Annotated in this window: 21 protein-coding genes; 8 read left to right on the forward strand and 13 right to left on the reverse strand. The window is 63.9% G+C overall.

The window, feature by feature from the left end; all coding sequences use genetic code 11:
* Positions 1-82: 82 nt before the first annotated feature.
* The 11 genes from LB553_RS29445 to LB553_RS29495 all read right to left on the reverse strand — a co-directional run bounded on the left by LB553_RS29445 (position 83) and on the right by LB553_RS29495 (position 10,391).
* Entirely contained in the window at positions 83-970 is an 888-nt protein-coding gene (locus LB553_RS29445) for an amidohydrolase family protein (RefSeq protein ID WP_224518468.1), read from the reverse strand.
* Positions 970-2,106 (reverse strand): vWA domain-containing protein, encoded by a 1,137-nt coding sequence (locus LB553_RS29450; protein WP_224518469.1) that lies wholly within the window; start codon positions 2,104-2,106, stop codon positions 970-972. The genes LB553_RS29445 and LB553_RS29450 overlap by 1 nt, the downstream gene beginning before the upstream one ends.
* A gap of 223 nt (positions 2,107-2,329) precedes the next feature.
* Positions 2,330-3,211: an AAA family ATPase gene (locus LB553_RS29455; RefSeq protein WP_224518470.1), complete on the reverse strand. Its 882-nt coding sequence runs from the start codon at positions 3,209-3,211 to the stop codon at positions 2,330-2,332.
* A gap of 7 nt (positions 3,212-3,218) precedes the next feature.
* Entirely contained in the window at positions 3,219-4,223 is a 1,005-nt protein-coding gene (locus LB553_RS30620) for a xanthine dehydrogenase family protein molybdopterin-binding subunit (protein WP_263484303.1), read from the reverse strand.
* 1 nt (position 4,224) lies between these two features.
* Entirely contained in the window at positions 4,225-5,592 is a 1,368-nt protein-coding gene (locus LB553_RS30625; RefSeq protein ID WP_263484304.1) for a xanthine dehydrogenase family protein molybdopterin-binding subunit, read from the reverse strand.
* Positions 5,593-5,603: 11 nt separating this feature from the next.
* Positions 5,604-6,086 (reverse strand): (2Fe-2S)-binding protein, encoded by a 483-nt coding sequence (locus LB553_RS29470; protein ID WP_224518471.1) that lies wholly within the window; start codon positions 6,084-6,086, stop codon positions 5,604-5,606.
* Positions 6,087-6,144: 58 nt separating this feature from the next.
* Positions 6,145-6,939 carry an FAD binding domain-containing protein gene (locus LB553_RS29475; RefSeq protein ID WP_224518472.1) on the reverse strand — a complete coding sequence of 265 codons (795 nt, stop codon included), beginning with the start codon at positions 6,937-6,939 and terminating at the stop codon, positions 6,145-6,147.
* Positions 6,940-6,950: 11 nt separating this feature from the next.
* Entirely contained in the window at positions 6,951-7,394 is a 444-nt protein-coding gene (locus LB553_RS29480; protein ID WP_224518473.1) for an SRPBCC family protein, read from the reverse strand.
* Positions 7,395-7,634: 240 nt separating this feature from the next.
* The gene (locus LB553_RS29485; protein WP_224518474.1) at positions 7,635-8,462 is read right to left on the reverse strand and encodes an AraC family transcriptional regulator; all 828 of its coding nucleotides are present in this window, start codon (positions 8,460-8,462) and stop codon (positions 7,635-7,637) included.
* A gap of 145 nt (positions 8,463-8,607) precedes the next feature.
* The gene (locus LB553_RS29490) at positions 8,608-9,606 is read right to left on the reverse strand and encodes an ABC transporter permease (RefSeq protein ID WP_224518475.1); all 999 of its coding nucleotides are present in this window, start codon (positions 9,604-9,606) and stop codon (positions 8,608-8,610) included.
* A 41-nt stretch (positions 9,607-9,647) separates the two neighbouring features.
* Positions 9,648-10,391: an ATP-binding cassette domain-containing protein gene (locus LB553_RS29495; protein WP_224518476.1), complete on the reverse strand. Its 744-nt coding sequence runs from the start codon at positions 10,389-10,391 to the stop codon at positions 9,648-9,650.
* 453 nt (positions 10,392-10,844) lie between these two features.
* On the opposite strand from LB553_RS29495, the gene LB553_RS29500 reads away from it, so the two are divergent.
* Positions 10,845-11,834 (forward strand): sugar-binding protein, encoded by a 990-nt coding sequence (locus LB553_RS29500; RefSeq protein WP_224518477.1) that lies wholly within the window; start codon positions 10,845-10,847, stop codon positions 11,832-11,834.
* A gap of 94 nt (positions 11,835-11,928) precedes the next feature.
* Here LB553_RS29500 and LB553_RS29505 read toward each other — a convergent pair whose 3' ends face one another.
* Positions 11,929-13,110, reverse strand: a complete 1,182-nt coding sequence (locus LB553_RS29505) for an NAD(P)-dependent oxidoreductase (RefSeq protein ID WP_318011545.1) — start codon at positions 13,108-13,110, stop codon at positions 11,929-11,931.
* Between LB553_RS29505 and LB553_RS29510 the strand changes: the two genes are divergently transcribed.
* Both LB553_RS29510 and LB553_RS29515 read left to right on the forward strand, forming a co-directional pair.
* Positions 13,016-13,912: an NAD-dependent epimerase/dehydratase family protein gene (locus LB553_RS29510; protein WP_224518478.1), complete on the forward strand. Its 897-nt coding sequence runs from the start codon at positions 13,016-13,018 to the stop codon at positions 13,910-13,912. The genes LB553_RS29505 and LB553_RS29510 overlap by 95 nt on opposite strands.
* 101 nt (positions 13,913-14,013) lie before the next feature.
* On the forward strand, positions 14,014-14,790 hold the full coding sequence (locus tag LB553_RS29515) for a FadR/GntR family transcriptional regulator (RefSeq protein WP_224518479.1): 777 nt from the start codon (positions 14,014-14,016) through the stop codon (positions 14,788-14,790).
* 218 nt (positions 14,791-15,008) lie between these two features.
* Here the strand turns inward: LB553_RS29515 and LB553_RS29520 are convergent, their stop codons facing one another.
* Entirely contained in the window at positions 15,009-15,296 is a 288-nt protein-coding gene (locus LB553_RS29520; RefSeq protein WP_224518480.1) for a DUF3175 domain-containing protein, read from the reverse strand.
* A 311-nt stretch (positions 15,297-15,607) separates the two neighbouring features.
* On the opposite strand from LB553_RS29520, the gene LB553_RS29525 reads away from it, so the two are divergent.
* The 5 genes from LB553_RS29525 to LB553_RS29545 all read left to right on the forward strand — a co-directional run bounded on the left by LB553_RS29525 (position 15,608) and on the right by LB553_RS29545 (position 21,976).
* Positions 15,608-16,780, forward strand: coding sequence for an MFS transporter (locus tag LB553_RS29525; protein WP_224518494.1), 1,173 nt, complete (start codon positions 15,608-15,610; stop codon positions 16,778-16,780).
* 156 nt (positions 16,781-16,936) lie between these two features.
* Positions 16,937-17,965, forward strand: coding sequence for a LacI family DNA-binding transcriptional regulator (locus tag LB553_RS29530; protein ID WP_224518481.1), 1,029 nt, complete (start codon positions 16,937-16,939; stop codon positions 17,963-17,965).
* A 290-nt stretch (positions 17,966-18,255) separates the two neighbouring features.
* Positions 18,256-19,380 (forward strand): sugar ABC transporter substrate-binding protein, encoded by a 1,125-nt coding sequence (locus LB553_RS29535; RefSeq protein WP_224518482.1) that lies wholly within the window; start codon positions 18,256-18,258, stop codon positions 19,378-19,380.
* 74 nt (positions 19,381-19,454) lie between these two features.
* Positions 19,455-20,999 (forward strand): sugar ABC transporter ATP-binding protein, encoded by a 1,545-nt coding sequence (locus LB553_RS29540; protein WP_224518483.1) that lies wholly within the window; start codon positions 19,455-19,457, stop codon positions 20,997-20,999.
* Positions 20,996-21,976: an ABC transporter permease gene (locus LB553_RS29545; protein WP_224518484.1), complete on the forward strand. Its 981-nt coding sequence runs from the start codon at positions 20,996-20,998 to the stop codon at positions 21,974-21,976. The genes LB553_RS29540 and LB553_RS29545 overlap by 4 nt, the downstream gene beginning before the upstream one ends.

The following is a 21,976-nucleotide window of genomic DNA, read 5'->3' on the forward strand; positions in this document are numbered from 1 at the left end:
GCGATTCCCTCCGAGCTTCCTTCTCAGAGAATCACAACCAGCCAATTACGCAACAGGCCCACAAGGGGAGAAGGGAAGACCTCTACACCGGCCGATACACCTTCGCGGCCGTATTCCAGAAGATATCCGCCTCCGCCTTGGCGCCGTGCCTTGCAACCGCCGCGCGGTGCGCTTGGATCAGCTCGGCATGGTTGGTCCAGAGCTTCTCGATCGGGAAGTTCGAGCCGAACATCAGCCGGTCGCTGCCGAGGATTTCGACCGCGTTGTCGACGATGTAGGCGATGAGCTCCGGATCGTTGCGGTGCACGAAAGTGCCGAGCCCCGAGAGCTTGGCGTAGAAATTGGGCGCTGCCGAAAGCGTGCGCAGACCCGCCTTCCATGCTTCGGTGGTTTCCGGTTCCATGCCGGTCAGCATGCCGGCATGGGTGAGGATGAAATTCGTCTGAGGGTTTTCGCCGACTAGTGTCAACCCGTCCTTCATCTGCGCGGGAAAGAGCTGCAGGTCAAAGGAGAGGCCGTAATCCTTCAACCGCGCCACGTTCTTCCGCACTTTCGGATCGATCACCTGGTCGGCCGAGACGGCGAAACGGAAGGCGGGCGTCTCGTGCCAGTGGAGCTGCATGCGCACGCCGCGCAACAGCTTGTATTTCATCAGCCGGTCGATCTGCGGGCGGACGTCGTCGACCGTCATGTCGGCATAGCCGACGATGGCGTGCGGCCAGCCGGTTTCTTGCGCCGTCTTCTGCAGGAACGCGACCTCCTTTTCGAAATCCTCCTTGGCCCAGTTCGTCTGGACATAGACGGCCTTCTCGACGCCCGAGCCTTTCTGGTCCTCGAGAAACTCCGTGATCGGATAGTCGCGGCGGATCGGCTCGTAGGGGCCGAAGATGCGCGGCACCATCGGTCCGACCAACCAGGGCTGATCCTTCTGGCGCCAGATGTGGAAATGCGCGTCGATGGCTTTCTGCATCACGATATCCTTTTCCAGATGGAAGCGGCCGCAGGCGCAGGACGGGCGAGCGACAGGATGAAATCGGTCAGGCTCTTGACCGACGAGCCGTCGACCAGATCGTCAAGCGCCGGCAGGATGGCGCGGAGCGCCGCAGTTTCCGGGCGGAAGCGCGGATCACCGGCGAGCGGGCTCGCCAGCGACAGCCGGAAGGCGCGGGCGCTCAACCGCCGCATCGCGATCTCCAGCTCGGCATGGCTGCCGCGTTCCAGCCCGTCGGACAGGGTGACGACGCAGGCGCCGCGCGCGAAGGCGGAGAAGCGCGGCACCGACAGGAAGGCCAGCAATGTCGGCCCCATGCGGGTGCCGCCATCCCAATCATCGACAAGCGCCGCGGCGCGGGCGAGCGCCTGCTCGCGGTCACGAATGCGCAGCGCCGAGGTGATGCGGGTAAGGCGGGTGCCGAAGGTGAAGACTTCGGCACGGTCCGCGCCTTGCACCGCCGCGTGCGCCAGCTTGAGGTAATCGGCGGTGTGCAGCTTCATCGAGCCGGAGACATCGATGAGCAGAAGCAGTTTTCGCGATACGGCCTGTCGGCGGCGCAGCAGCGGCGAGGGGATGTCGCCATCGGCGCTGACGATTTCGCTGAGCGAACGGCGGAGGTCGAGCGCGCCGCGCGAACGCGTGCGCGTGGTGCGGAAGGAACGGCGCGCGGGCAGGGCGGACGCGAGCTTGCGGCGGAACTGGCCGAGTTCGTCGGCGTCGCGCTGGAAATTGCGGCTGCTCAACTGCTCGAGCGCCGAGGACAACTCGCCGCCTTTCTCCTGGCGGGCGGTTTGATTTTCCTTGTCGCGCGTGCCGCGCTCGTCTTTTACGCGGGTTTCGTCCTCCTCCTTGCCCCCGATCGAAGGCTTGGCGTCGCTGTAGAAATAAGCGCGGAAATGCGTCTCGAATTCTCCGCGGCGATCGGGCGAGGGCGCCAGTGTTGCAAGGGCCGCCTCGCGGATGTCGTTCATCGAGCGGGACCCGAGCAGGGTCACGGCCTGCATGAAGCTGGTCACCTGTTCCGGCGCGATGGCGAAGGCGTGACTGCGCAGCAGACGAGCGAAGCCGAGGAAGGGCGCGGCGGGACGAGGCAGGTCTTCCGGACGCCTCATTCCTTCGCGCCCCCTCTGTCCTGCCGGACATCTCCCCGTAGTGGGGAGATTGGCAGCTTGGGCGCTCTGCTCAATCCTGCGAAGTCGAAGATTGGCGAAAGCCGGCGTGACGTCTGATCTCCCCCCTTGAGGGGGAGATGTCCGGCAGGACAGAGGGGGGTGCCGTCCCGCCAGCGCTGCGCATTCGCCCTACAAGATAGCGCGAGCGCGTTGCGATTGCTCATCACCCCAATGCCTCCTCGACAATCCTCCCCAGCTCAGGCGCAATCGCCGACAAATCCTCCTCGTCCTTGATCAGCACGCCGATGGCGCGGCGGAAGGCTTGCGGCCACGGGCTGCCGCCTTTTTCGAGGATGGTAGCGGCATTCGCCCATTCGACCGTTTCGGCGATGCCGGGCGGCTTGGCCAGAGGCCGCGCGCGGATCTCCTGCACGGCGTTGGCCACCGCTCGTGCGGTCGCCTCAGCGACGCCCCGTGCGCGCAGCATGATGATCTCGGCCTCGCGCTGGGCGTCGGGATAGCCGATCCAGTGATAGACGCAGCGCCTGCGCAGCGCCTCCGCCAATTCGCGGGTGCGGTTCGAGGTGAGGATGACGATGGGCTGCGTCGCGGCGCGGATCGTGCCACGTTCCGGGATGCTGATCTGGAAGTCGGATAGGAATTCGAGCAGCAGCGCCTCGAATTCATGATCGGAGCGGTCGATCTCGTCGACCAGCAGCACGCGCTGCTCCGGCGCGCGAAGCACCTGCAGCAGCGGCCGGGCTATGAGAAAACGGTCGTCATAGATGTCGATCTCGTGCTCGCCGGCATGGCGGATGGCAAGCAGCTGGCGCTGGTAGTTCCACTCGTAGAGCGCATGCCCGGCGTCGATGCCCTCATAGCATTGCAGCCGTACCAGCTCGCGGCCAAGCAGTTCGGCGACCGCCTTGGCGGCCTCGGTCTTGCCGACGCCCGGCGCGCCTTCAAGTAGCAGCGGCTTGCCCAGCCGGATCGCCAGGAAGATCGCGGTGGCGAGGCTGTCGTCGGCCAGATAGCGCGAAGCGGCAAGGCGTGCGGCGATCGCCTCCGGCGAAGCCACGACCTCAGCGACGTCGGCGCTGGTCATCTTCCCCTCAGCTCGCGGCCTGCGCCTTCAGCGCGCGCAGGATGCGCTCGGGCGTGATCGGCAAGGTGTCGATGCGCACGCCGACGGCGTCGAAAACGGCATTGGCGACGGCCGGGATCTGTGGGTTGGCGCACATCTCGCCCGGACCCTTGGCGCCGAACGGTCCATCGGCGGAAGGACGCTCCAAGACGATGATCTCGGTCTCGGCCAGATCGCCGGGACCTGGCATCAGATACTGGTTGAAGTCGGTGCCAGCATGGTCGCGGCTCGGATAGTACGGTTCGGTCGTTTCGTAGAGCGCATGGCTGATGCCCATCCACGAGCCGCCGACCAATTGCTGCTCGACCATCTTTGGGTTGAGCGCGCGGCCGATCTCGAAGACGTTCTTCACGGTGAGAACCGTCACCTCGCCGGTCTCGTCGTCGACCTCGACCTCGGCCACCGTGCAGGCATGGGCGTAGCAGGTGGAAGGCTTCATCGCGCCGGTCTCTTTTTCCGGGTAGGAGCGCGGAATGAGGAACATGCCGCGCCCCGAGATCGAGCGGCCGCGCTTGAAATGCGCCGACAGCGCTACATCGAAGATCGAGATCGATCTTTGCGGCGCGCCCTTCACCTGGATGTTGCCCTGACCGTCGGTCTCAAGGTCAGAGGCGTTTACCTCCAGCTCCTCGGCGGCCACTTCCAGCATCACCTGGCGGGCTTCCTTGGCCGCCTGGATGACGGCGTTGCCGGCGCGGTGCGTGCCGCGCGAGGCGAAGGTGCCCATGCAGTGCGGACCGGTGTCGGTGTCGGCGGTGTCGATAACGACGCGGTCGGTCGGCACGCCGATCGTCTCGGCGCAGATCTGCGCCATGATCTGCTTCATGCCCTGGCCGAGATCGACGCTGGAGAGCGTGACCATGAAATTGCCGGTCGGGGTCGAATGCACCAGCGCCTGCGTCGGGTCGCCGCCGAGATTCATGCCGGTCGGATAGTTGATCGCGGCGACGCCGCGTCCACGCCGGATCGCCATTTCAGGCCCCCTTCCTGTAGGAGGACATTGCCATGTATTTTTCCGCCACCGGCCAGTTGGCGGCGCGCGAGGCTTCCTGCATGCATTCGATCAGCGCCGCGCCTTCGGTCGGCTGGCGATGCGCCTTCATGTCGCCGTCGCGATAGGCGTTGATGAAGCGGAATTCGAGCGGATCCATGCCGATCAGCCGCGCCAGTTTGTCCATTTGCACTTCCAGCGCGAAGTCGCCGATGGTGACGCCGAAGCCGCGCATGGCCGACGATGGGGTGCGGTTGGTGTAGACGCAATAGGTGTCGATCCAGACATTCGGGATCGTGTATGGGCCGGGATAGTGCGCTGCGCCCTTCTGGGCGCCATAGGGCGAGTGGCGCGAATAGGCGCCGGCATCGGTGTAGCCGGTCACCTTGCGCGCGACGATGCGGCCATCCTTCATGACGCCGTCCTTGATGATCACCTTTTCGGCCGCGCGCGGCGAGGAGATCTGCATCTCCTCCTCACGGCTGTAGATAAAACAGACCGGGCGTCCGGTTAGCTTGGCCGCGAGGATGGCGATCGGCTCGACGATGACGTCGACCTTGCCGCCAAAACCGCCGCCGACCGTGCCGCCGACGAAATGCAGCTTCGAGCCCGGCATCTGCAGGATGATCGAGGTGTTGTCGAGGGTGAAGAACATCGCCTGCGTGTTGGTGTAGCAGGTGAAGCGGTCATTGCCCTCGGGCGCCACCACGCAGCCGGTCGTCTCGGTTGGCGCGTGCTCGATCGGCGAGGACTGGTAGGACTGTTCGAGAATGTGGTCTGCCTGGGCAAAGCCCGCCTCGACATCGCCGAAGCGCACCTTGCGGCACTCGCCGCTGTCATACAGGTAGTAATTCTGGCCGTGATATTCGTTGACCAAAGGCGCGCCGGGCTTCAGCGCCTCCTCCATGTCGAAGACGGCGGGGAGCACCTCATAGTCGACCTTGACCTTGGCGGCGGCTTCCTGCGCCGCGCGCTCGGTCTCGGCCAGCACCGCCACCACGGCCTCGCCCTTCCAGCGCACCTTGCCGTCGGCGAGCACGGTTTCGTCCTCGGGACCGATCTGGATCAGGATCAGGATGGTGTAGACATTGTGCGGCACATCCTTGGCGGTCAGCACGCGCACGACGCCCGGATGCTTCTCCGCTTCCGACGTGTCGATCGAGCGGATGCGGGCATGATGGTGCGGGCTGCGCACCATCTTCAGATGCAGCATGCCCGGGAAGTTGCGGTCGGCGAAATAGGGGGTCTTGCCGGTGACATGTCCCGGCGAATCGAGCCGCGGGCGGCCCTGGCCGATCTCGTGCAGGCCGTCCTTGCGGACATCGGCGAAATAATCCTTGCGCAGTTCCATGGCTCGTCCCCTCAGGCGGCGTTCTGCGAGTTGGCGCGCGCGGCGGCGAGCACCGCCTGGATGATCGGCTCGTAGCCGGTGCAGCGGCAGATGCTGCCGGACAGCGCCTCGACCACGTCCTCGCGGCTGGGGTTGGGCGTATGGTCGAGCAGCACTTTTGCGGCCATGATCATGCCCGGCGTGCAGAAGCCGCATTGTGTGGCGAAGCCGTCGAGGAAAGCGCGCTGCAGCGGGTGCAGCACGCCGCCTTCGGCGAGACCGGCGGTGGTCCTGATGTCGGCGCCGCCGCAGGTTTCAGCCAGCGTCAGGCAGGAGAGCCTGAGTTCTCCATCAATGATGACCGAGCAGGCGCCGCAGGTGCCCTGGTGGCAACCGCCCTTGGGCGAGGTGTCGCCGATTTTGTCGCGCAGCGCATGGAGCAACGTCGTGCCGCTTTCGACGAACTCGGCTTTTTCGGAGCCGTTGAGTGTGAATTGAACCGGGACCTTCGCCATTTTTCCTCCCTGCGCGCCTGCCCGGATCGGCCGGACAGACGCGCGTCCCCCACGGATATTAGTCAAGCAGTAGCCGGCCGAGATGGACCGGCAGAACCTCGGCGCGATACCAGGCGCTGGCGATCGGGTCGGTTATCGGCGCGATGCCTTCGCCCGCGGCGGCCAGCGCCGGCGCGATCTCCTGCGGCGTGAGCTTGCAGCCGAGCAGCGCCTTTTCGGCCGCTAAAGCGCGGATCGGCCGATCGGCCATGCAGCCCAGCGCGATGCGCGCCGAGGTCACCGTGCCGTCCGGCGCGAGTTCCAGAAGCGCGGCGATGCTCAGCACCGACACACCCTTCGGCTTGACGCGCGAGACTTTCAGGAAGCGGAAGCTCTCGGCTTTGGGCGATGCAACATCCACGGCCGTCACTATGGCGCGGCTGGTGTCGCGATCGGCCAAAAAAGTCTCGATCGGCACTTCGCCAGCTTCGGTGACGACGGTCGTGTCCAGCGCCAGAAGCGCCACCGCGAAATCGCCGTAAGGGGCAGGGGCGAACAGATTGCCGCCGACGGTCGCCATGTTGCGGATCGCCGGCCCGCCGACGGCGCGCGCGGCCGGCGCAAGCGCGGTGAGCTCTGGATGACGGGCAATCGCGGCCATGGTGACCGAAGTGCCGAGCCGGATCTTGCCGCCGGAAACCGCGATCTGCGAGAGGCCGGGATCGGTGACGCGCACGAGGCTGGAGACGGAAACGTCGCCTTCATTGGCGGCGCGCACCACAAGCGTGCCGCCGCCGAGATAACGCGTGCCGGCGGCCTGCAGCGCGGCGTTGGCGTCTTTCACGCTCGAAAAAGTCTGCAGCGCAAGCGACATGGCGCGCTCCGTCAGCTCTGGCCGGCGAAATGGGCCTTCAGGGCGTTGAAACCACCCTGGAAGACATTGGCGCCCATGCCCTCGGCCAGCTTGTCGGCTTCGTCGGGCGCGGCGTCGAAGCTCGCCGTCCATTCGGCATAAGTGCGGTTGCCGTCGGTGACGCGCCGCAACTGCAGCGTCGCCTTGTGATTGGTGAGCGGTTGCGGCGTTTCGAGGATCGAATAGCTGACCAGGAAGTTCTCATCCGAGAAGTCCAGCAGCTTCTCGCGCAGCCTTGCGCCGCTGACCAGTTGGAAGTTGCGCACGCAGCCGATCGTAGTGGCGTCCTTGCCGTCCTCGATATGGCTTTCCACCATGCGCGGATGCCAACTGGGCAACCCGTTGAAGTCGCGGATGCGCGCCCAGACCTGCTCGACCGGCGCGTCGATGACGCTGGAGATGGTGACTTTCGCCATAGACTGGTCCTCTTGCAAAGATCGGGAGCAGGCTAGAGCGGCCGACGGGCCCGCGCTTATCAATGCGTCTTGAGCGCATATCAACCAGTCGGAAAAACCGGCGCGTCGATATTCAGGTGATGCCGGCCTGCAAATGGCGGCTTCCTGCGCTTCCGGTGCTCACGTACCTTAAAGTACGCTCCGCTCCGGTTCTCGGAAGCCACCATTTTCGGCTCGGCCTGACCTGAATCTCAACGCGCCTTACGCTGTCGCCCGAGCGGCTTCGCGGTAGAGCGTCGGCGGCACGCCGATATGGTCGCGGAAGAAGCGCGAGAAATTGCCCTGGGTGGTGAAGCCGAGATTGCAGGCGACGGAGATCAGTGGTTCCTGCGACCACTGCAGCTGGCGCACGGCTTCCTCCATGCGCAGCGTGTTCCAGTAGACGTTCGGCGTCAGGTTGGTCTGTTCCTTGAAGAGCGCGAAGAAATGCGGCCGGGAGAGCCCGACCGAACGAGCCACATCGTCGAAGGAGATGCGCTCGCAGACATTGGCCTTCATCAGCTGGATCGCCTTGCGGACGCGGAAGTCGAGCATCGTGTTGATGCGGGCGCGGGCTATCTGCGGCGCCGAAGCATCCGCCGCATCGAGCACGCTGTCGATGAAACGCTCGATCTCGTAATTGGCGACGTCGTCGATGCTCTCATTGTCGGTCAGGTGATCGAGCAGGTTCGCCGCCGCCTGGTGCAGCCAGGGCTCTAGCGTGATCGCGGCCTGCGTGAACAGCGGCGCCGACGAGGGGAGGTCGCGGCGCCGGCGCGCCCAATCCGGGTCGATGTAGAAGGCGAGGAACAGGCCAGGCTTGCCGTCGCGGGAGAGCGCATGGCTGTGTGGCTGGAACGAATTGATGCCGGCCGCGGTGCCGGGCCCAAGCCGCACCGTTTCGCGGCCGATGGTCATTTCGCCTGCCGTGCCTTCCAACCAGATGATGAGATGCGCCTCGCCATGGGCATGGGTGACGAAGTCGTTGGCGACATTCAGCACGGAAACATGTCCGAACCGGCCCCAATAGAGCCTGATCGCGTCCGTCATGGGTATCGTTCCTCCCGCAGGCGACTGCCCTCCCTTCGCCTGCCATAGAATAGTGCGGCCGGGGTGCGGTCGCGTCAAGGCAGGCAGGAATGATGGCCATCTCGCGTCGCCCGTCCGGACCGATTTTCAGACTGGGCGATAGGAGCTAGTCGCTGCGCCGGAAGTTGCGGATGCGGTCGAACAGCACCGCCAGAATGATCGCGCCGCCGATAAAGGTGCCTTGCCAGAAGGCGTTGATGCCGAGCAGGCCGAGGCTGTTGCGGATCACCTCGATCAGGGCGGCGCCGACGACAGCGCCGAGCGCGGTGCCGACGCCGCCGGCGAGATTGGCGCCGCCGATGACGGTGGCGGCAATCACCTGCAGCTCCATGCCGTTGCCGAGATTGGTGGTGACGGCGCCCAGCCATCCGGTCTGGATGATGCCGGCAATCCCTGCCGACAGCGCCGAGATCATGTAGACGACGACCTTGATCTGCTTGACGGGAACGCCGGTCAGCGTCGCCGCATGTTCATTGCCGCCGATGGCGAAGATGTGCCGGCCGAACTTGGTCAAGCGCAGGATGAAGCCGGTGATCAGCGCCAGGAGGATCATGTAGAGCACCGGGTTGGCGATGCCGAACACCCAGGCGCCGCCGCCCAGCGCCAGAAGTTTTTGGTGGTCCGGCCCGAACTGGAAGACCACCGTGTTGTTGGACGCGACCATGGCGAGGCTGCGCGCCACCGACAGCATGCCGAGCGTCACCACGAAAGGCGGGAAGCCGAGATAGGCGATGAGAATGCCGTTGAAGGCGCCGATCGCAAGCGCGGTGGCGATCGAGGCCAGGATGCCCACTTCAATCGAATAGCCGGCATGCATGGTAACGGCGAGCACCATCGAGGAAAGGCACAGCACCGAACCGACCGAAAGGTCGATGCCGCCGGTGATGATGACGAAGGTCATACCCAGCGCGACGATGGCGACGAAGGTGACGTTGCGGGTGATGTTGAAGATGTTCTTCGACGTGGCGAAGGAATCGGTGGCGACGGACAGGAACAGGCAGGCGAGGATGACCGCGATCACCACCCAGAAAGTCTGGTTGGCAAAGAGCCGCGACACGAAAGTGTGCTGCTTCTGCGCGATCGTCTGGTCAAGAGTGACTGCCATTATCGACCTTTCCTGAGAGGCGGGCGCGACGTTCCGCGCGATCACGCAACCTGTTCGATGGCGCCGGTGATCAGCCCGGTGACTTCCTCGGGCGAGCTCGAGGCGATATTCTTGTCGGCCACCTTGCGGCCGCGCCGCATGACAATGACGCGGTCGGCGACGTCGAACACGTCCGGCATGCGGTGGCTGATCAGCACCACCGCGATGCCCTGGTCGCGCAGGTGGCGGATGAGATTCAGCACTTCGGCCACCTGCCTGACCGAAATCGCCGCCGTCGGCTCGTCCATCAGCACGATCTTGGCCTGCGACAACATGGTGCGGGCAATCGCCACCGCCTGGCGCTGGCCGCCCGACATCTGCTTGACGAGGTCGCGCGGCCGCGTTTCGGATTTCAGCTCGGCGAAGAGCTGGCCGGCGCGCTTGTACATCGCGCCATAATCGAGGATGCGGAGCGGGCCGAAGCCGCGGCGCAGCTCGCGGCCGAGATAGACGTTGGCCGCGGCCGTCAGATTGTTGCAGAGCGCAAGGTCCTGGTGGACGATCTCGATGCCGTGCTGGCGGGCGTCCGCCGGCTTGTGCATGACAAGCTCCTTGCCGTCCAGCCGCATAGTGCCGTGGCTCGGATGGAAATTGCCGGCAATCATCTTTACCAGCGTCGACTTGCCGGCGCCGTTGTCGCCCATCAGGCCGACGACCTCGCCGGCTTCCAGCGAAAACGATACATCGTTGACAGCCTGGATGGCGCCAAAATGTTTCGAGATGTTGGCGAGTTCCAGAACCGACACCAGCTTTAAGCCTCCCCTTTATTGCCGCAACTGGCCGCCGGACCCGGCGGCGCCGCTTGCGTCTTGCCCCGTCCGTCTCCTCCGGAACGGTGCGTCCACGCATTTAGGCAAAAGCGGACGGGGGCGTCAATCAATTGTCCGACGATTAATTTCGAGACTCGACGAAAAATCGGTTTTGTAGGACAAATAGCAATTGACGCTGGCGAAAAGCCGATATTAGCTAGGCCTCGAAGGAAGGCTTTGCCAATCGTCCATCCATCCGGCGGAGGGCGGGCAGCTGGTTTGATGGTCAAGGATTTGGCTGCGTCGGTATTCGGGCAGACGAATCGGCAAATGCTTATCAGCCCGGGGGCGGGACGCGAACATCATGAGATGCTCGTCATGGTTCTTATGCATCCGGGCTGATCAGTGTGGCGGGCACGCGGTGTCCGTCTGTTTCAAGGGAGGACTGATATGAGGAAAACACTTTTGCTTGCCGCCGTCGCCGCCATGGCGTTGGGCGCCGGGCCGGCTTTGGCCAAGAAACAGCTCGTCATCGTCGTGAAAGGTCTCGACAATCCGTTCTTCGAGGCCATCCATCAGGGCTGCGAGAAATGGAACAAGGAAAACGCCAGCTCGGAATATGAGTGCTTCTACACCGGCCCGGCATCGACCTCGGACGAAGCGGGCGAGGCGCAGATCGTGCAGGATATGCTGAGCAAGCCCGACACCGTCGCGATGGCGATCTCGCCGTCGAACGCGCCGCTGATCGCGCAGACGATCAAGAGCGCCAATCCGTCGATCCCGATCATGACGGTCGACGCCGACCTTGCCAAGGAAGACGCCGCCCTTCGCAAGACCTATCTCGGCACCGACAATTACCTGATGGGCAAGAAGATCGGCGAGTACATCAAGAAGGCCAAGCCGAATGGCGGCACGATCTGCACGATCGAGGGCAATCCGGCGGCCGACAACATCCTGCGCCGCGCGCAAGGCATGCGCGATGCGCTGTCGGGCAAGGAAGGCCTCCCGGCGCTGAAGGGCGAAGGCGGCTGGACCGAAGTCGCCGGCTGCCCGGTGTTCACCAATGACGACGGCGCCAAGGGCGTACAGGCGATGACCGACATCCTCGCCGCCAACCCGAAGCTCGACGCCTTCGGCATCATGGGCGGCTGGCCGCTGTTCGGCGCGCCGCAGCCCTATCGCGACCTGTTCAAGCCGATGGCCGACAAGATCGCCAAGAACGAGTTCGTCATCGGCGCCGCCGACACGATCGGCGACGAGGTGGCGATCGCTAAGGAAGGCCTGGTGACCGCGCTGGTCGGCCAGCGGCCTTTCGAAATGGGCTACAAGGCGCCGGCGGTGATGCTCGACCTCATCGGCGGCAAGAAGGTCGACGATCCGGTCTTCACCGGCCTCGACGAATGCACCAAGGAAACGGCCGACACCTGCATCCAGAAGTAGGCGCTGGTCCATCCGGAACAAACGTAAAAGGGGGCGCCGCGAGGCGCCCCTGACTTTTTCAAAGTTTGCATTCTGGATGAAGGGCGTTTTCGTCTCAGATCTTCTGCTTCACGCCGTCCTTCGAAGGCATCAGGTCGACGCCATTGAGCTTGCCGATATGGGTGGCAAGCATCGGCACATACTGTTCCGCGGGACCAGTGGCGAAGGCCGTCGCAAAGGAATTCTTGGTGGCGTTGCCGAGCGGGTTGGCAATGCCGGCCGCGCCGGCCATCGATTCCAGATAGGTGAGATCCTTGAAGGCATTGGCGATGGTGAATTTGTGCGCGTCGCGGTCGCCCTCCAGCGTCCAGCGCATGAAGGTCTGGTAGAAGCCGCAATCCATGCGGCCGTTGCGGATGACGCTGTCGAAGCGCGCCGGCGAGATGCCGACCTTCTCGGCCAAGGCGAGCGCTTCCGAATAGATGGCCGCGTAACCGAGCGAGACGAAATTGTTGAGCAGCTTCATGCGGTGGCCGTCGCCGGTGTCGCCGATATGGACGATGCGGCCGGCCCAGGTCTCGAGCACCGGCTTCAGCCTGGCAAACACCGTGTCCGGCGCGCCGACCATGGCATCGAGCGTGCCTTCCCAGGCCTCCTTCGGTGTGCGGCTGAGCGGCGCGTCGACATAGTCGACGCCGAGCGCCTTGAGCTCGGCGGCCAGGGCCATGGTCGAGACCGGATCGGAGGTCGAGCAATCGACGACCACCGAGCCTTGCTTCAGGCCCTCCTTCAGCCCGCCGGGACCGCGGATGATCGCCTCCACCTCACGCGAGCCAGTGACGCAGATGAAGACGATGTCGGAGGCAGCGGCCACCTCCCTGGACGTGGCCGCTTCCCTGGCGCCGCGTCCCAAAAGGTCTTCCGCAGGCTTGCGGTTCTTGCGGCCAAGGAAGGTGAGCGGATAGCCCTTGTCGACGATGTTTTTGGCAATGCCGTGCCCCATCAGGCCAAGGCCGATGAAACCGATGTTCTCGCGGGCAGCGGTGGTGCTCATATCGTCTCTTCCCTGTCTTTCGTGGTGATGGGCGCCCGCGCGGCGGGCTATTGTCGAGAAGGTTTCCGCGGATCGCGGGTGGCGGGCGATCGCGGAATACCATATTGTCTGACAATACACATAATTCTCGAGTCTTGTGGAGAGCAAAATGACGAAACGGATCATGTTCACCGGCGGCAGCGGCAAGGCCGGCCGGCATGTCGTCGAATATCTGGTCGAGCATGGCTGCCAGGTGCTCAACATCGACACCAAGCCGCTCGATAATCCGAAGGTTCGCACCTTGATCACCGACATCACCGACAGCGGACAGGTGTTCAATGCGCTGTCGAGCTATATGGGCCTGCACGAGTTCGACCCGTCGCTGAGGGCACAACCGGTCGACGCCGTGGTGCATTTCGCCGCCATCCCGCGCATCATGATCACGCCGGACAACGAGGTGTTCCGCATCAACGCGATGGGCACCTACAATGTCATCGAGGCGGCGGTGAAGCTCGGCATCCGCAAGGTTATCATCGCCTCCTCGGAGACGACCTATGGCCTGGTCTTCGCCAACGAGCCGCGCAACCCCGCGCATTTCCCCCTCGACGAGGATTATGACGTCGACCCGATGGACTCCTATGCGCTATCGAAGATCGTCAACGAGAAGACGGCGCGGGCCTTCGCGCTGCGCAGCGGCGCCGACATCTATGCGCTGCGCATCGGCAACGTCATCGAGCCGAACGAATATTCGCTGTTCCCGAAATGGTTCGCCGATCCCGGTTTCCGCAAGCGCATCGCCTGGAGCTACATCGACGCGCGCGATCTCGGCCAGATCACCTTGCGGGCCATCGAGAAGGACGGCCTGGGGTATCAGGTGTTCAACGCGGCCAATGACGATACCTCGTCGGACCTGCCGACGGCAGAGCTGTTGAAACGCTTTTATCCTGGCGTGCCGGTCAAGGCCGAGCTTGGCGAATATGAAACGCTGCTTTCGAACCGCAAGGCGCGCGACGTGCTCGGTTTCCGGCCCGAGCACAGCTGGCGTAAATACGTCAAGGTGATGTGAGGCGGCGGCAAATGCCGGTTGAGCTGTGCACATCTTGGCAGGTTGTGGCAAAGCGGGCTTGCCGCGCTTGACAGGCTCTGAAAACGGGATTTTGTGAACCTATGCGGGACGCGAAGCCAGACAACGAAAAAAGGTCGAAAAAAATGGCAACGGCGGAACGTCCGTCCGGCATTCGCCGCGCCAACGCGTCACGCATCCCCGGTGCCAGCGTGCATGCTTCGCTTGCGAGCGAAATCGGTCTTCGGATCGTGCGCGGCGACTATCCGCCGGGCACCATCCTGCCCAATGAAGCCAAATGGTCGGAGACCTTTGACGTCAGCCGCTCCGCGGTGCGCGAGGCGATCAAGATGCTGATGGCAAAGAGCCTTCTGGCGTCGCGACCGAAGATCGGCAGCTGGGTCGAGCCGAAGGAACGCTGGAACCTGCTCGACCGCGACGTGCTGTCCTGGTACGCGACGTCGCCGGATCGCGAGGTGTTCCTGAAGACGGTGCAGGAATTCCGCCACATCATCGAGCCGGAGGCGACGGCCTTCGCTGCGCTGCGGCGCACCGACGAGCAGATGGCCGAGATCAGCCAGGCCTGCCGCGAAATGGGCGAGGCTACCAATCTGCAGGAGCGCACGCGCGCCGACACGCGTTTCCATCTCGCGATCCTCAGGGCCTCGGGCAACGACCTCTTGGTGCCGCTGGGCGTCTTGATCGAATCCGCCTTCGATCATCTGTTCACCTACACCACGCGCGAGCGGGACGACCTGCATCATGCTCAGAAGTTGCATGAAGCGATCGAGAGGAACATTCGCCTGAAGAGGCCGGACGCGGCGCGCAACGCGGTCCGCAAGCTGCTGGCCAATACCGACGAAGTGATCCAGTCGCGCTGAGCTCCATCGATATTCAGGTGAGGCCGGCTTGCGAATGGCGGCTTCCTGCGCTCCCGGTGCTCACGTATTTTAAGTCCGCTCCGCTCCGGCCTTCGCCGGCCGAAGCCCTCATAAGTGTCTCTGCCTATGAAGGCTACGGCCGGCGTAGGCCGGTTCTCGGAAGCCGCCATTCTCAGCTCGGCCTGACCTGAATCTCGACGGACCTTCCGTTGCAGAACTTAATTCTGCTTCTCGCGGCCGAAGGCGACGCGCAGTTCGTCCTTTGCTTTTTCCAGCACCCTCTTGCGCTCTTCGGGCAGGTTCTTGCCGGCGCGGTTGATGTAGAAATTCAACATCGACATGGCGGACTGGAACGGCTCGGCCTTGCGGCGGTCGCTGTGCTCGGCCGAGCGCTTCAGCGAGGCGGCGATCTTCTTGGCGTCGTCGGATTCGAAGACGTGCTCTTCGAGATCGAGCGCATCGCTGTGCTCGGTCACTTCGGCAGACCATTTCTTTTTGGCGGTCATGGCGAAACTCCATGCTGGAGTGGTTCAGCGTTCACCGCCGGACCGCTCCATCTCTTTGTTTCCACGCAATTCCGGACGGGAAACCGTCAAACACTTTTCCTGGAATTGCTCTGAGGCAAACTCGGTGAGGCGAGGCGGGTTCCGGGTTCTGGAGCCACGGATTTGCCCGTCGTGGTGCTGCTCGGCTCGGAAAATGGGCCGATAATGCGCTCAAACACGCGATCTCGAAGAAATCGCGGACAGGAGACGCCGTGACGACACTTCCAGAAAACACGGCAAACAACGCCGGCATAGACAGCTTCTATGCATGGATGCGGCTCGGCATTTCCTTGCTGTTGGCGACAATCGGGGGCGTCGGCACCTGGGCGGTGGTCGTGGTCCTGCCCGCGGTGCAGGCCGAATTCGGCATCGATCGCGCCGCTGCCTCGATGCCCTTTACGGCGACCATGGTGGGCTTTGCCGCAGGCAACGTGCTGATCGGGCGCGCCATCGATCGCTTTGGATACTGGATACCGGCGCTCGCCGCTTCGCTCGCGCTGGGCGCGGGATTTCTGCTGGCATCGCTCGCCAATTCGATCCTGGGCGTGACGCTCGCGCAAGGCCTGCTGATCGGCGTCGGCTGTTCGGCGATCTTCGGGCCGCTGATCGCCGACGTCTCGCACTGGTTCAACCGCCGTCGCGGCGTTGCGGTGACGGTGGCGGCGTCCGGCAACTACATTGCCGGGGCGGTCTGGCCGACGATCATGCCCTATCTGATGCAAGGCCATGGCTGGCGTGTCACTTATGCGGCAATCGGGGTCATCTGCCTTATCACCATGGTGCCGCTGGTCCTGATGCTGCGCCGGCGCGCGCCGCATGAGGGCATCTCCGGCACGCCTCGCGCGCGGCCGGTGCAGCCGATCTCCCTGTCGCCCTCGCAATTGCAGGTCCTGCTGGTGATTGCCGGCTTCGGCTGCTGCATGGCGATGTCGATGCCGCAGGTGCATATCGTCGCCTATTGCATGGATCTCGGCTACGGCGTCGCGCGCGGCGCCGACATGCTGTCGATCATGCTGGCGGCGGGCGTTGTCAGCCGGATCGGCTCGGGCTTCCTCGCCGACCGCATCGGCGCGGTGAAGACGCTGCTGATCGGCTCGGCGCTGCAGTGCCTGTCGCTGCTCTTCTACATCCCCTTCGACGGGCTTGCCTCGCTCTATGTCGTCTCGCTGGTCTTCGGCCTGTCGCAAGGCGGCATCGTGCCCTGCTACGCCATCATCGTGCGCGATTACATGCCGGCGAGGGAAGCCGGCCGGCGCGTCGGCATCGTCCTGATGGCGACGATCTTCGGCATGGCGGTCGGCGGCTGGATGTCGGGCTGGATCTATGATCTTACCGGGTCTTACGCGGCAGCCTTCCTGAATGGCATCGGCTGGAACCTCGTCAACCTTGCGGCCATCGCGCTGTTGATGTGGAAAGCAAACCGCAGCGTCACGGCGGTCGCCTGACGGACCTCGGGCGCCGACATCGGCTTGCTTGACAACGGTTGACGCATGCGCGACGCCAATCGGCAATGCTGACTTGGCGGGCTGACTTGGTGGCGCGATGATACGGATGCCGGTCCTGATGGTGCAGCCGCACGTCGAAGGCAGGGGGACAAGGCGTTGACCAAGCCGCGCTCCCGTCGCGGCGGCGGCCGTCCGACCATCGCCGATGTCGCGCGCAAGGCCGGCGTCGGCGCCATCACCGTGTCGCGCGCGTTACGCGAGCCCGGACGGGTGTCGGAGGACCTTCGCCGGGAGATACAGGCCGCGGTCGACGAACTCGGCTACGTGCCCGACCCGAACGCCCGCGCGCTTGCCTCGGCGCGCGCCGAAGTATTCGGCGTGTTGGTTCCTTCGCTGACCAACAACGTCTTCGCCGAAGTGGTACGCGGCATCTATGACAGCCTGTCGGACAGTCCGTTCCGCATCCAGATCGGCAACACCCATTATTCTGGCCTCGAGGAAGAACGGCTGTTGCAGGTTTTCGGATCGCAACGACCGGCGGCGCTGATCGTGGCCGGCATCGACCAGACCCCCGGCGCGCGACGACTGCTGGAGAATGCCGGCTGTCCGGTGGTGCAGGTGATGGAGACCGGGCCGGACCCGGTCGACATGATGGTCGGCTTCTCGCATTTCGACGGCGGCAGGACGGCGGCCGAGCACCTCCTTGAAGCCGGATACCTCAAGATCGGCTTCATCGGCGCCAGGATGGATCCGCGCTCGCAGCGGCGTCTTGCCGGCTACCGCGCCGCCATGGAGGCCGCCGGTCTGTTCGATCCGCGGCTGATCACCACAACGCCCGTGCCATCAAGCGTGAGCCTCGGGCGCGAGCTGTTCCGCGACGCGCTGGCCAAGATGCCGACGCTGGACGGCGTGTTCTGCAACAATGACGATATCGCGCTCGGCGTCCTGTTCGAATGCCGTCGCGCCTCGATCGACGTGCCCAAGCAGATCGGCATTGTCGGGTTCAACGATCTCGACATGATGCAGGTGTCGTTTCCTTCGATCACCAGCGTGCGGACGCACCGCTATGAAATCGGCACCCGCGCCGTCGCCATGGCGCTGTCGGCGATCACTGGAAGCCGTCCGGAACAGCGGATCGTCGACCTTGGTTTCGAGCTCATGCGGCGCGAGAGCACCGCGCGCTGAGAATACCAAGATGATGAAACATGGCGCTTTACAGCCTCACATGGGTAGCGCTACCATTTGTCTGTAAAATCGACATTAACTCGGAATCGAGCTTGTTTATTATACATAAGCAACAGGCGCTCGCTTGTTTATTATGGATAATATGATAACGTTCTAAATGTCGCATAGGTGAGGGGGAGAGGAGGATCAGGGCGGCGCAGACCGCTCGCTAGGCTGCTCGACGGCGAAGTACGCCGAACGACAGCGCCAGACTTCATAAACAAGCAGAACTGCAACTGGGAGGAATATCGATGATCAAGTCACTCGTTGGCGGCGTCATTGCCGCCACTGCATTCGTCATGCTGGGTTCATCGGCGATCGCCGGTCCTGAAGTGGTCAAAGGGCCTGGGGCGGAGCCGGGCTGCTTTGCGCCTTGGGCGGCCGACACGCAATTTTTCAAATATCCGAAGAAGGAAGGGCCCTACCGCATCGCGCTCGCCAACGGCTACATAGCGAACACTTGGCGCATTCAGATGATCCAGACCGCCAAGGCCTATGCGGCGCAGCCCGATGTCGCCAAGAAACTCAAGGAATTCAAGGTCGTATCGACCGGTGAAGATGTGCCGGCGCAGATCTCGGCGATTAACAACTTCATTGATTCCGGCTTCGATGCGATCGTCGTGAACGCACAAAATCCGACCGCCTTCGGACCGGTCATCAAGCGCGCCAAGGAAGCAGGCGTCGTGCTTGTCGCCTTCGACAACATCCTCGACACCAAGGACGCCATCAATGTCAATGTCGACCAGAAAGGCCTCGGCGAGCTCTGGGGCAAATGGCTGGTCTCGCATGTGCCGAACGGCGGCAAGGTACTCGAGGTGCGCGGCGTTGCCGGCACTTCCGTAGACACCGATCGCCACAAGGGTATCCACGAGGTGCTCGATGGCTCGGGCAAGAAATGGAACGTCACCGAGGTCGTCGGCAAGTGGGATGACGGCGTGGCGCAGAAAGCCACGGCCGACGCGATCGCCACCAGTGGACCGTTCGACGGCATCACAGGGCAAGGCGGCGACACCGGGATCGTGCAGGCGATGATCGACGCCAAGCATCCGTTCGTGCCGTTCGGCGGCGAGACGGAAAACGGCTTCCGCAAATTCTGTGCCGCGCATGCAGCCGACGGGCTGAAATGCTCGTCCGCGGGTACCGGCCCGGCCCAGGTTGCCGTCGCCATCAAGACGGCGATTGCCGCGCTCGAAGGCAATGTCGTGCCGCAGTCGATCAAGCTGCCTTTGGCCGTCGTCGAGGATCCGAACTTCAAGGCGGGGCAGGATTTCTTCCCCGACCAGTCCGACAATTTCTTCGTCGGCAATTCCTTCCCGACCTGCGGCATCAATTTCACCGCGCAGGAAATTATGGGCCAGACCAAGGAAAACAAATAGTTTGACACGCCGGCGTCGCGAAAATCGCGACGCCGGCGCTTGATGCCAATCACGAACCGGCTTGGGGAGGGCAGATGGACGGCGCGGCTCCGCTCTTCCGCATGGAAGGCATATCCAAGCGCTATGGCGGTGTGCGCGCCCTGGAAAAGGCCGATCTCACCGTCACGGCCGGCAGCATCCACGCCATTCTCGGCGAGAACGGCGCCGGCAAATCGACTTTGATCAAGGTCATGGCTGGTGTCGTCGCGCCGGATGAAGGTGCCATGAGCTTGGACGGCCGCGAGGTGACATTTGCATCGCCGGCCGCGGCCAATCAGGCCGGCATCGTCTGCATTTTCCAGGAACTGTCGCTGATCCCGGAATTGAGCGTCGCCGACAACATCGTCATTTCCGATCCGCCGAAGCGCTTCGGCATGATCGACCGCAAGGCGCAGCGGCGCATCGCGAAGGAAGCGCTGGCACGCGCCGGTGCCTCCGACATCCATCCCCGCGCCCTGGTCAAGGACCTGCCGCTGTCGCGCCGGCAGATGGTGGAGATCGCCAAGGCGCTCGCCCGCAAGCCGCGCATCCTGATCCTCGACGAAGCGACTTCGGCGCTGACGGCGGCGGATGTCGCCAAGGTCTTCGCGGTGTTGAAGCGGCTGCGCTCGGAAGGACTGGCACTGCTCTATATCTCGCATCGCATGAACGAGATTGCCGAACTCGCCGACCATTGCACGGTGTTCCGCAACGGCCGCAATGTCGCCAGCTACCCCGCCGGCTCGAAGAGCGACAATGAGGTGGTCGAGTTGATGATCGGCCGCGAATACAGCCATATCTTCCCGCCGAAACCCGTTGCCGCCTCGGCCGCCGCGCCGGTGCTCGAAGCGCGCAATCTCTCCTGGGCCGACCGGCTGGACAACATCTCGTTGAGCGTCAGGGCCGGCGAAGTCGTCGGCCTGGGCGGCCTTGATGGGCAAGGTCAGCGCGAATTGCTGTTGGCCTTTTTCGGCGTGCTGCGCGGCCTGCGCGGCGAGGTGCTGATCGACGGCAAGCCGGTTTCGATCGCCAGCCCGACCGCGGCCAGCCATGGCCGCATCGGCATGGCGCTGATCCCTGAGGATCGTAAGACCGAAGGACTGATGCTGCCGATGACGGTGCGCGAGAACCTGTCCTTCGCGGCGCTCGACAGGTTGTCGAAAGCGGGCATTATCGACCGCGCCGCCGAACAGCGCCTGATCGACGACATGGTCGGGCTGCTGGCGATCAAGACGGCGGGGCTCGACATTCCCGTCGGAGCCCTGTCGGGCGGCAACCAACAGAAGGTGGTGATTGCCAAATGGCTGATGCGGCAGCCGCGCATCATCCTGCTCAACGATCCGACTCGCGGCATCGATGTCGGCACCAAGCAGGAGCTCTATCAGCTGATGCGCAAGCTGGCGGATGCGGGCGCCGCGATCCTGTTCTATTCGACGGACTATGACGAGCTGATCGGCTGCTGCGACCGCGTGCTGGTGCTCTATGACGGTGCGATCAAACGCGAACTGGTCGGCGAGGGGATCACCGAGCACGCGTTGATCGCCACCGCGCTCAACATCCATGGCGACGACCGCCGCACCGGGGTGGGAGGAAAGGCGTGAAGGATTGGCGCTATTGGCTGGCCGAGGAGCGCGGAACGCTTCTGGCCTTCGGCATCTTCATCGTCATGTTCGCCATCTACAGCGCCAACCACCCGGCGGGCTTCACCGCCAATGTCGTGCAGACCGCCGCCAACAAAGGTGTGCTGCTCGCCTTCGTCGCCATGGCGCAGACATTGGTGGTGATCACCGCCGGCATCGACCTTTCCGTCGGCATGATCTTCACGCTGACCAACTGTATGGCTTCCTGGCTGGTGGTCGGCACCGGCCTGGAGACGACCTTCGGCGTGTTGGCGGTGCTCGGAACCGGGCTCATCTGCGGGGCGGTCAACGGTGCCATCGTCATCTACGGCCGGCTGCAGCCGATCGTCGCCACCATCGCCACGGGCGCCGTCTTTTTCGGCCTGGCGCTGCTTTTGCGCCCCGTGCCGGGCGGCTCGGTCAACGAGGACCTCGCGGATTTCCTGACCGGGCGTTTCTTCGGCGTGGTGCCGGCAAGCCTCGTGGCGCTGCTCGTCATCGTGCTTATCGTCTGGGTGCCGTTCAGTCGCTCCGAACTTGGGCGCGCTGCCTATGCTGCGGGCTCATCGGAGACCGCGGCCTACATGTCTGGCGTGCCGATCCGCAGGGGCAAGTTTCTGGCATACACGCTTGCCGGCCTGCTTGCGGCCATCGGCGGCCTGTTCCTAACCTTCTTCACCTATACGGGCGAGGCGGCCTATGCGAGCGGCAATGCCTACACGCTGTTCTCGATCGCGGCGGTCGTGCTCGGCGGCGTGTCGTTGTTCGGCGGCAAGGGCAGCGCCATCGGCGCGATCTTTGGCGCGCTTGCCTTCCGCACCATCGGCGACCTCCTGTTCGTCTTCGACTTCGATCCGCTCTGGCAGCCGTTGTTCCAGGGCGTTATCCTGTTGATCGCGGTCAGCCTCGGCGCCTTCGCGCTGTTTCGGGTGCGCAACCGGCTGGAGTGGTTCCTGTGA

This window comes from Mesorhizobium sp. CA8 (assembly GCF_020164955.1).
Classification (GTDB): domain Bacteria; phylum Pseudomonadota; class Alphaproteobacteria; order Rhizobiales; family Rhizobiaceae; genus Mesorhizobium.

Coding starts and splice junctions, on each gene's coding strand:
- LB553_RS29445 (WP_224518468.1), bottom strand. CDS start 970: ATGCAGAAAGCCATCGACGCGCATTTCCACATCTGGCGCCAGAAGGAT.
- LB553_RS29450 (WP_224518469.1), bottom strand. CDS start 2,106: ATGAGGCGTCCGGAAGACCTGCCTCGTCCCGCCGCGCCCTTCCTCGGC.
- LB553_RS29455 (WP_224518470.1), bottom strand. CDS start 3,211: ATGACCAGCGCCGACGTCGCTGAGGTCGTGGCTTCGCCGGAGGCGATC.
- LB553_RS30620 (WP_263484303.1), bottom strand. CDS start 4,223: ATGGCGATCCGGCGTGGACGCGGCGTCGCCGCGATCAACTATCCGACC.
- LB553_RS30625 (WP_263484304.1), bottom strand. CDS start 5,592: ATGGAACTGCGCAAGGATTATTTCGCCGATGTCCGCAAGGACGGCCTG.
- LB553_RS29470 (WP_224518471.1), bottom strand. CDS start 6,086: ATGGCGAAGGTCCCGGTTCAATTCACACTCAACGGCTCCGAAAAAGCC.
- LB553_RS29475 (WP_224518472.1), bottom strand. CDS start 6,939: ATGTCGCTTGCGCTGCAGACTTTTTCGAGCGTGAAAGACGCCAACGCC.
- LB553_RS29480 (WP_224518473.1), bottom strand. CDS start 7,394: ATGGCGAAAGTCACCATCTCCAGCGTCATCGACGCGCCGGTCGAGCAG.
- LB553_RS29485 (WP_224518474.1), bottom strand. CDS start 8,462: ATGACGGACGCGATCAGGCTCTATTGGGGCCGGTTCGGACATGTTTCC.
- LB553_RS29490 (WP_224518475.1), bottom strand. CDS start 9,606: ATGGCAGTCACTCTTGACCAGACGATCGCGCAGAAGCAGCACACTTTC.
- LB553_RS29500 (WP_224518477.1), top strand. CDS start 10,845: ATGAGGAAAACACTTTTGCTTGCCGCCGTCGCCGCCATGGCGTTGGGC.
- LB553_RS29510 (WP_224518478.1), top strand. CDS start 13,016: ATGACGAAACGGATCATGTTCACCGGCGGCAGCGGCAAGGCCGGCCGG.
- LB553_RS29505 (WP_318011545.1), bottom strand. CDS start 13,110: ATGTTGAGCACCTGGCAGCCATGCTCGACCAGATATTCGACGACATGC.
- LB553_RS29515 (WP_224518479.1), top strand. CDS start 14,014: ATGCGGGACGCGAAGCCAGACAACGAAAAAAGGTCGAAAAAAATGGCA.
- LB553_RS29520 (WP_224518480.1), bottom strand. CDS start 15,296: ATGACCGCCAAAAAGAAATGGTCTGCCGAAGTGACCGAGCACAGCGAT.
- LB553_RS29525 (WP_224518494.1), top strand. CDS start 15,608: ATGCGGCTCGGCATTTCCTTGCTGTTGGCGACAATCGGGGGCGTCGGC.
- LB553_RS29535 (WP_224518482.1), top strand. CDS start 18,256: ATGATCAAGTCACTCGTTGGCGGCGTCATTGCCGCCACTGCATTCGTC.
- LB553_RS29540 (WP_224518483.1), top strand. CDS start 19,455: ATGGACGGCGCGGCTCCGCTCTTCCGCATGGAAGGCATATCCAAGCGC.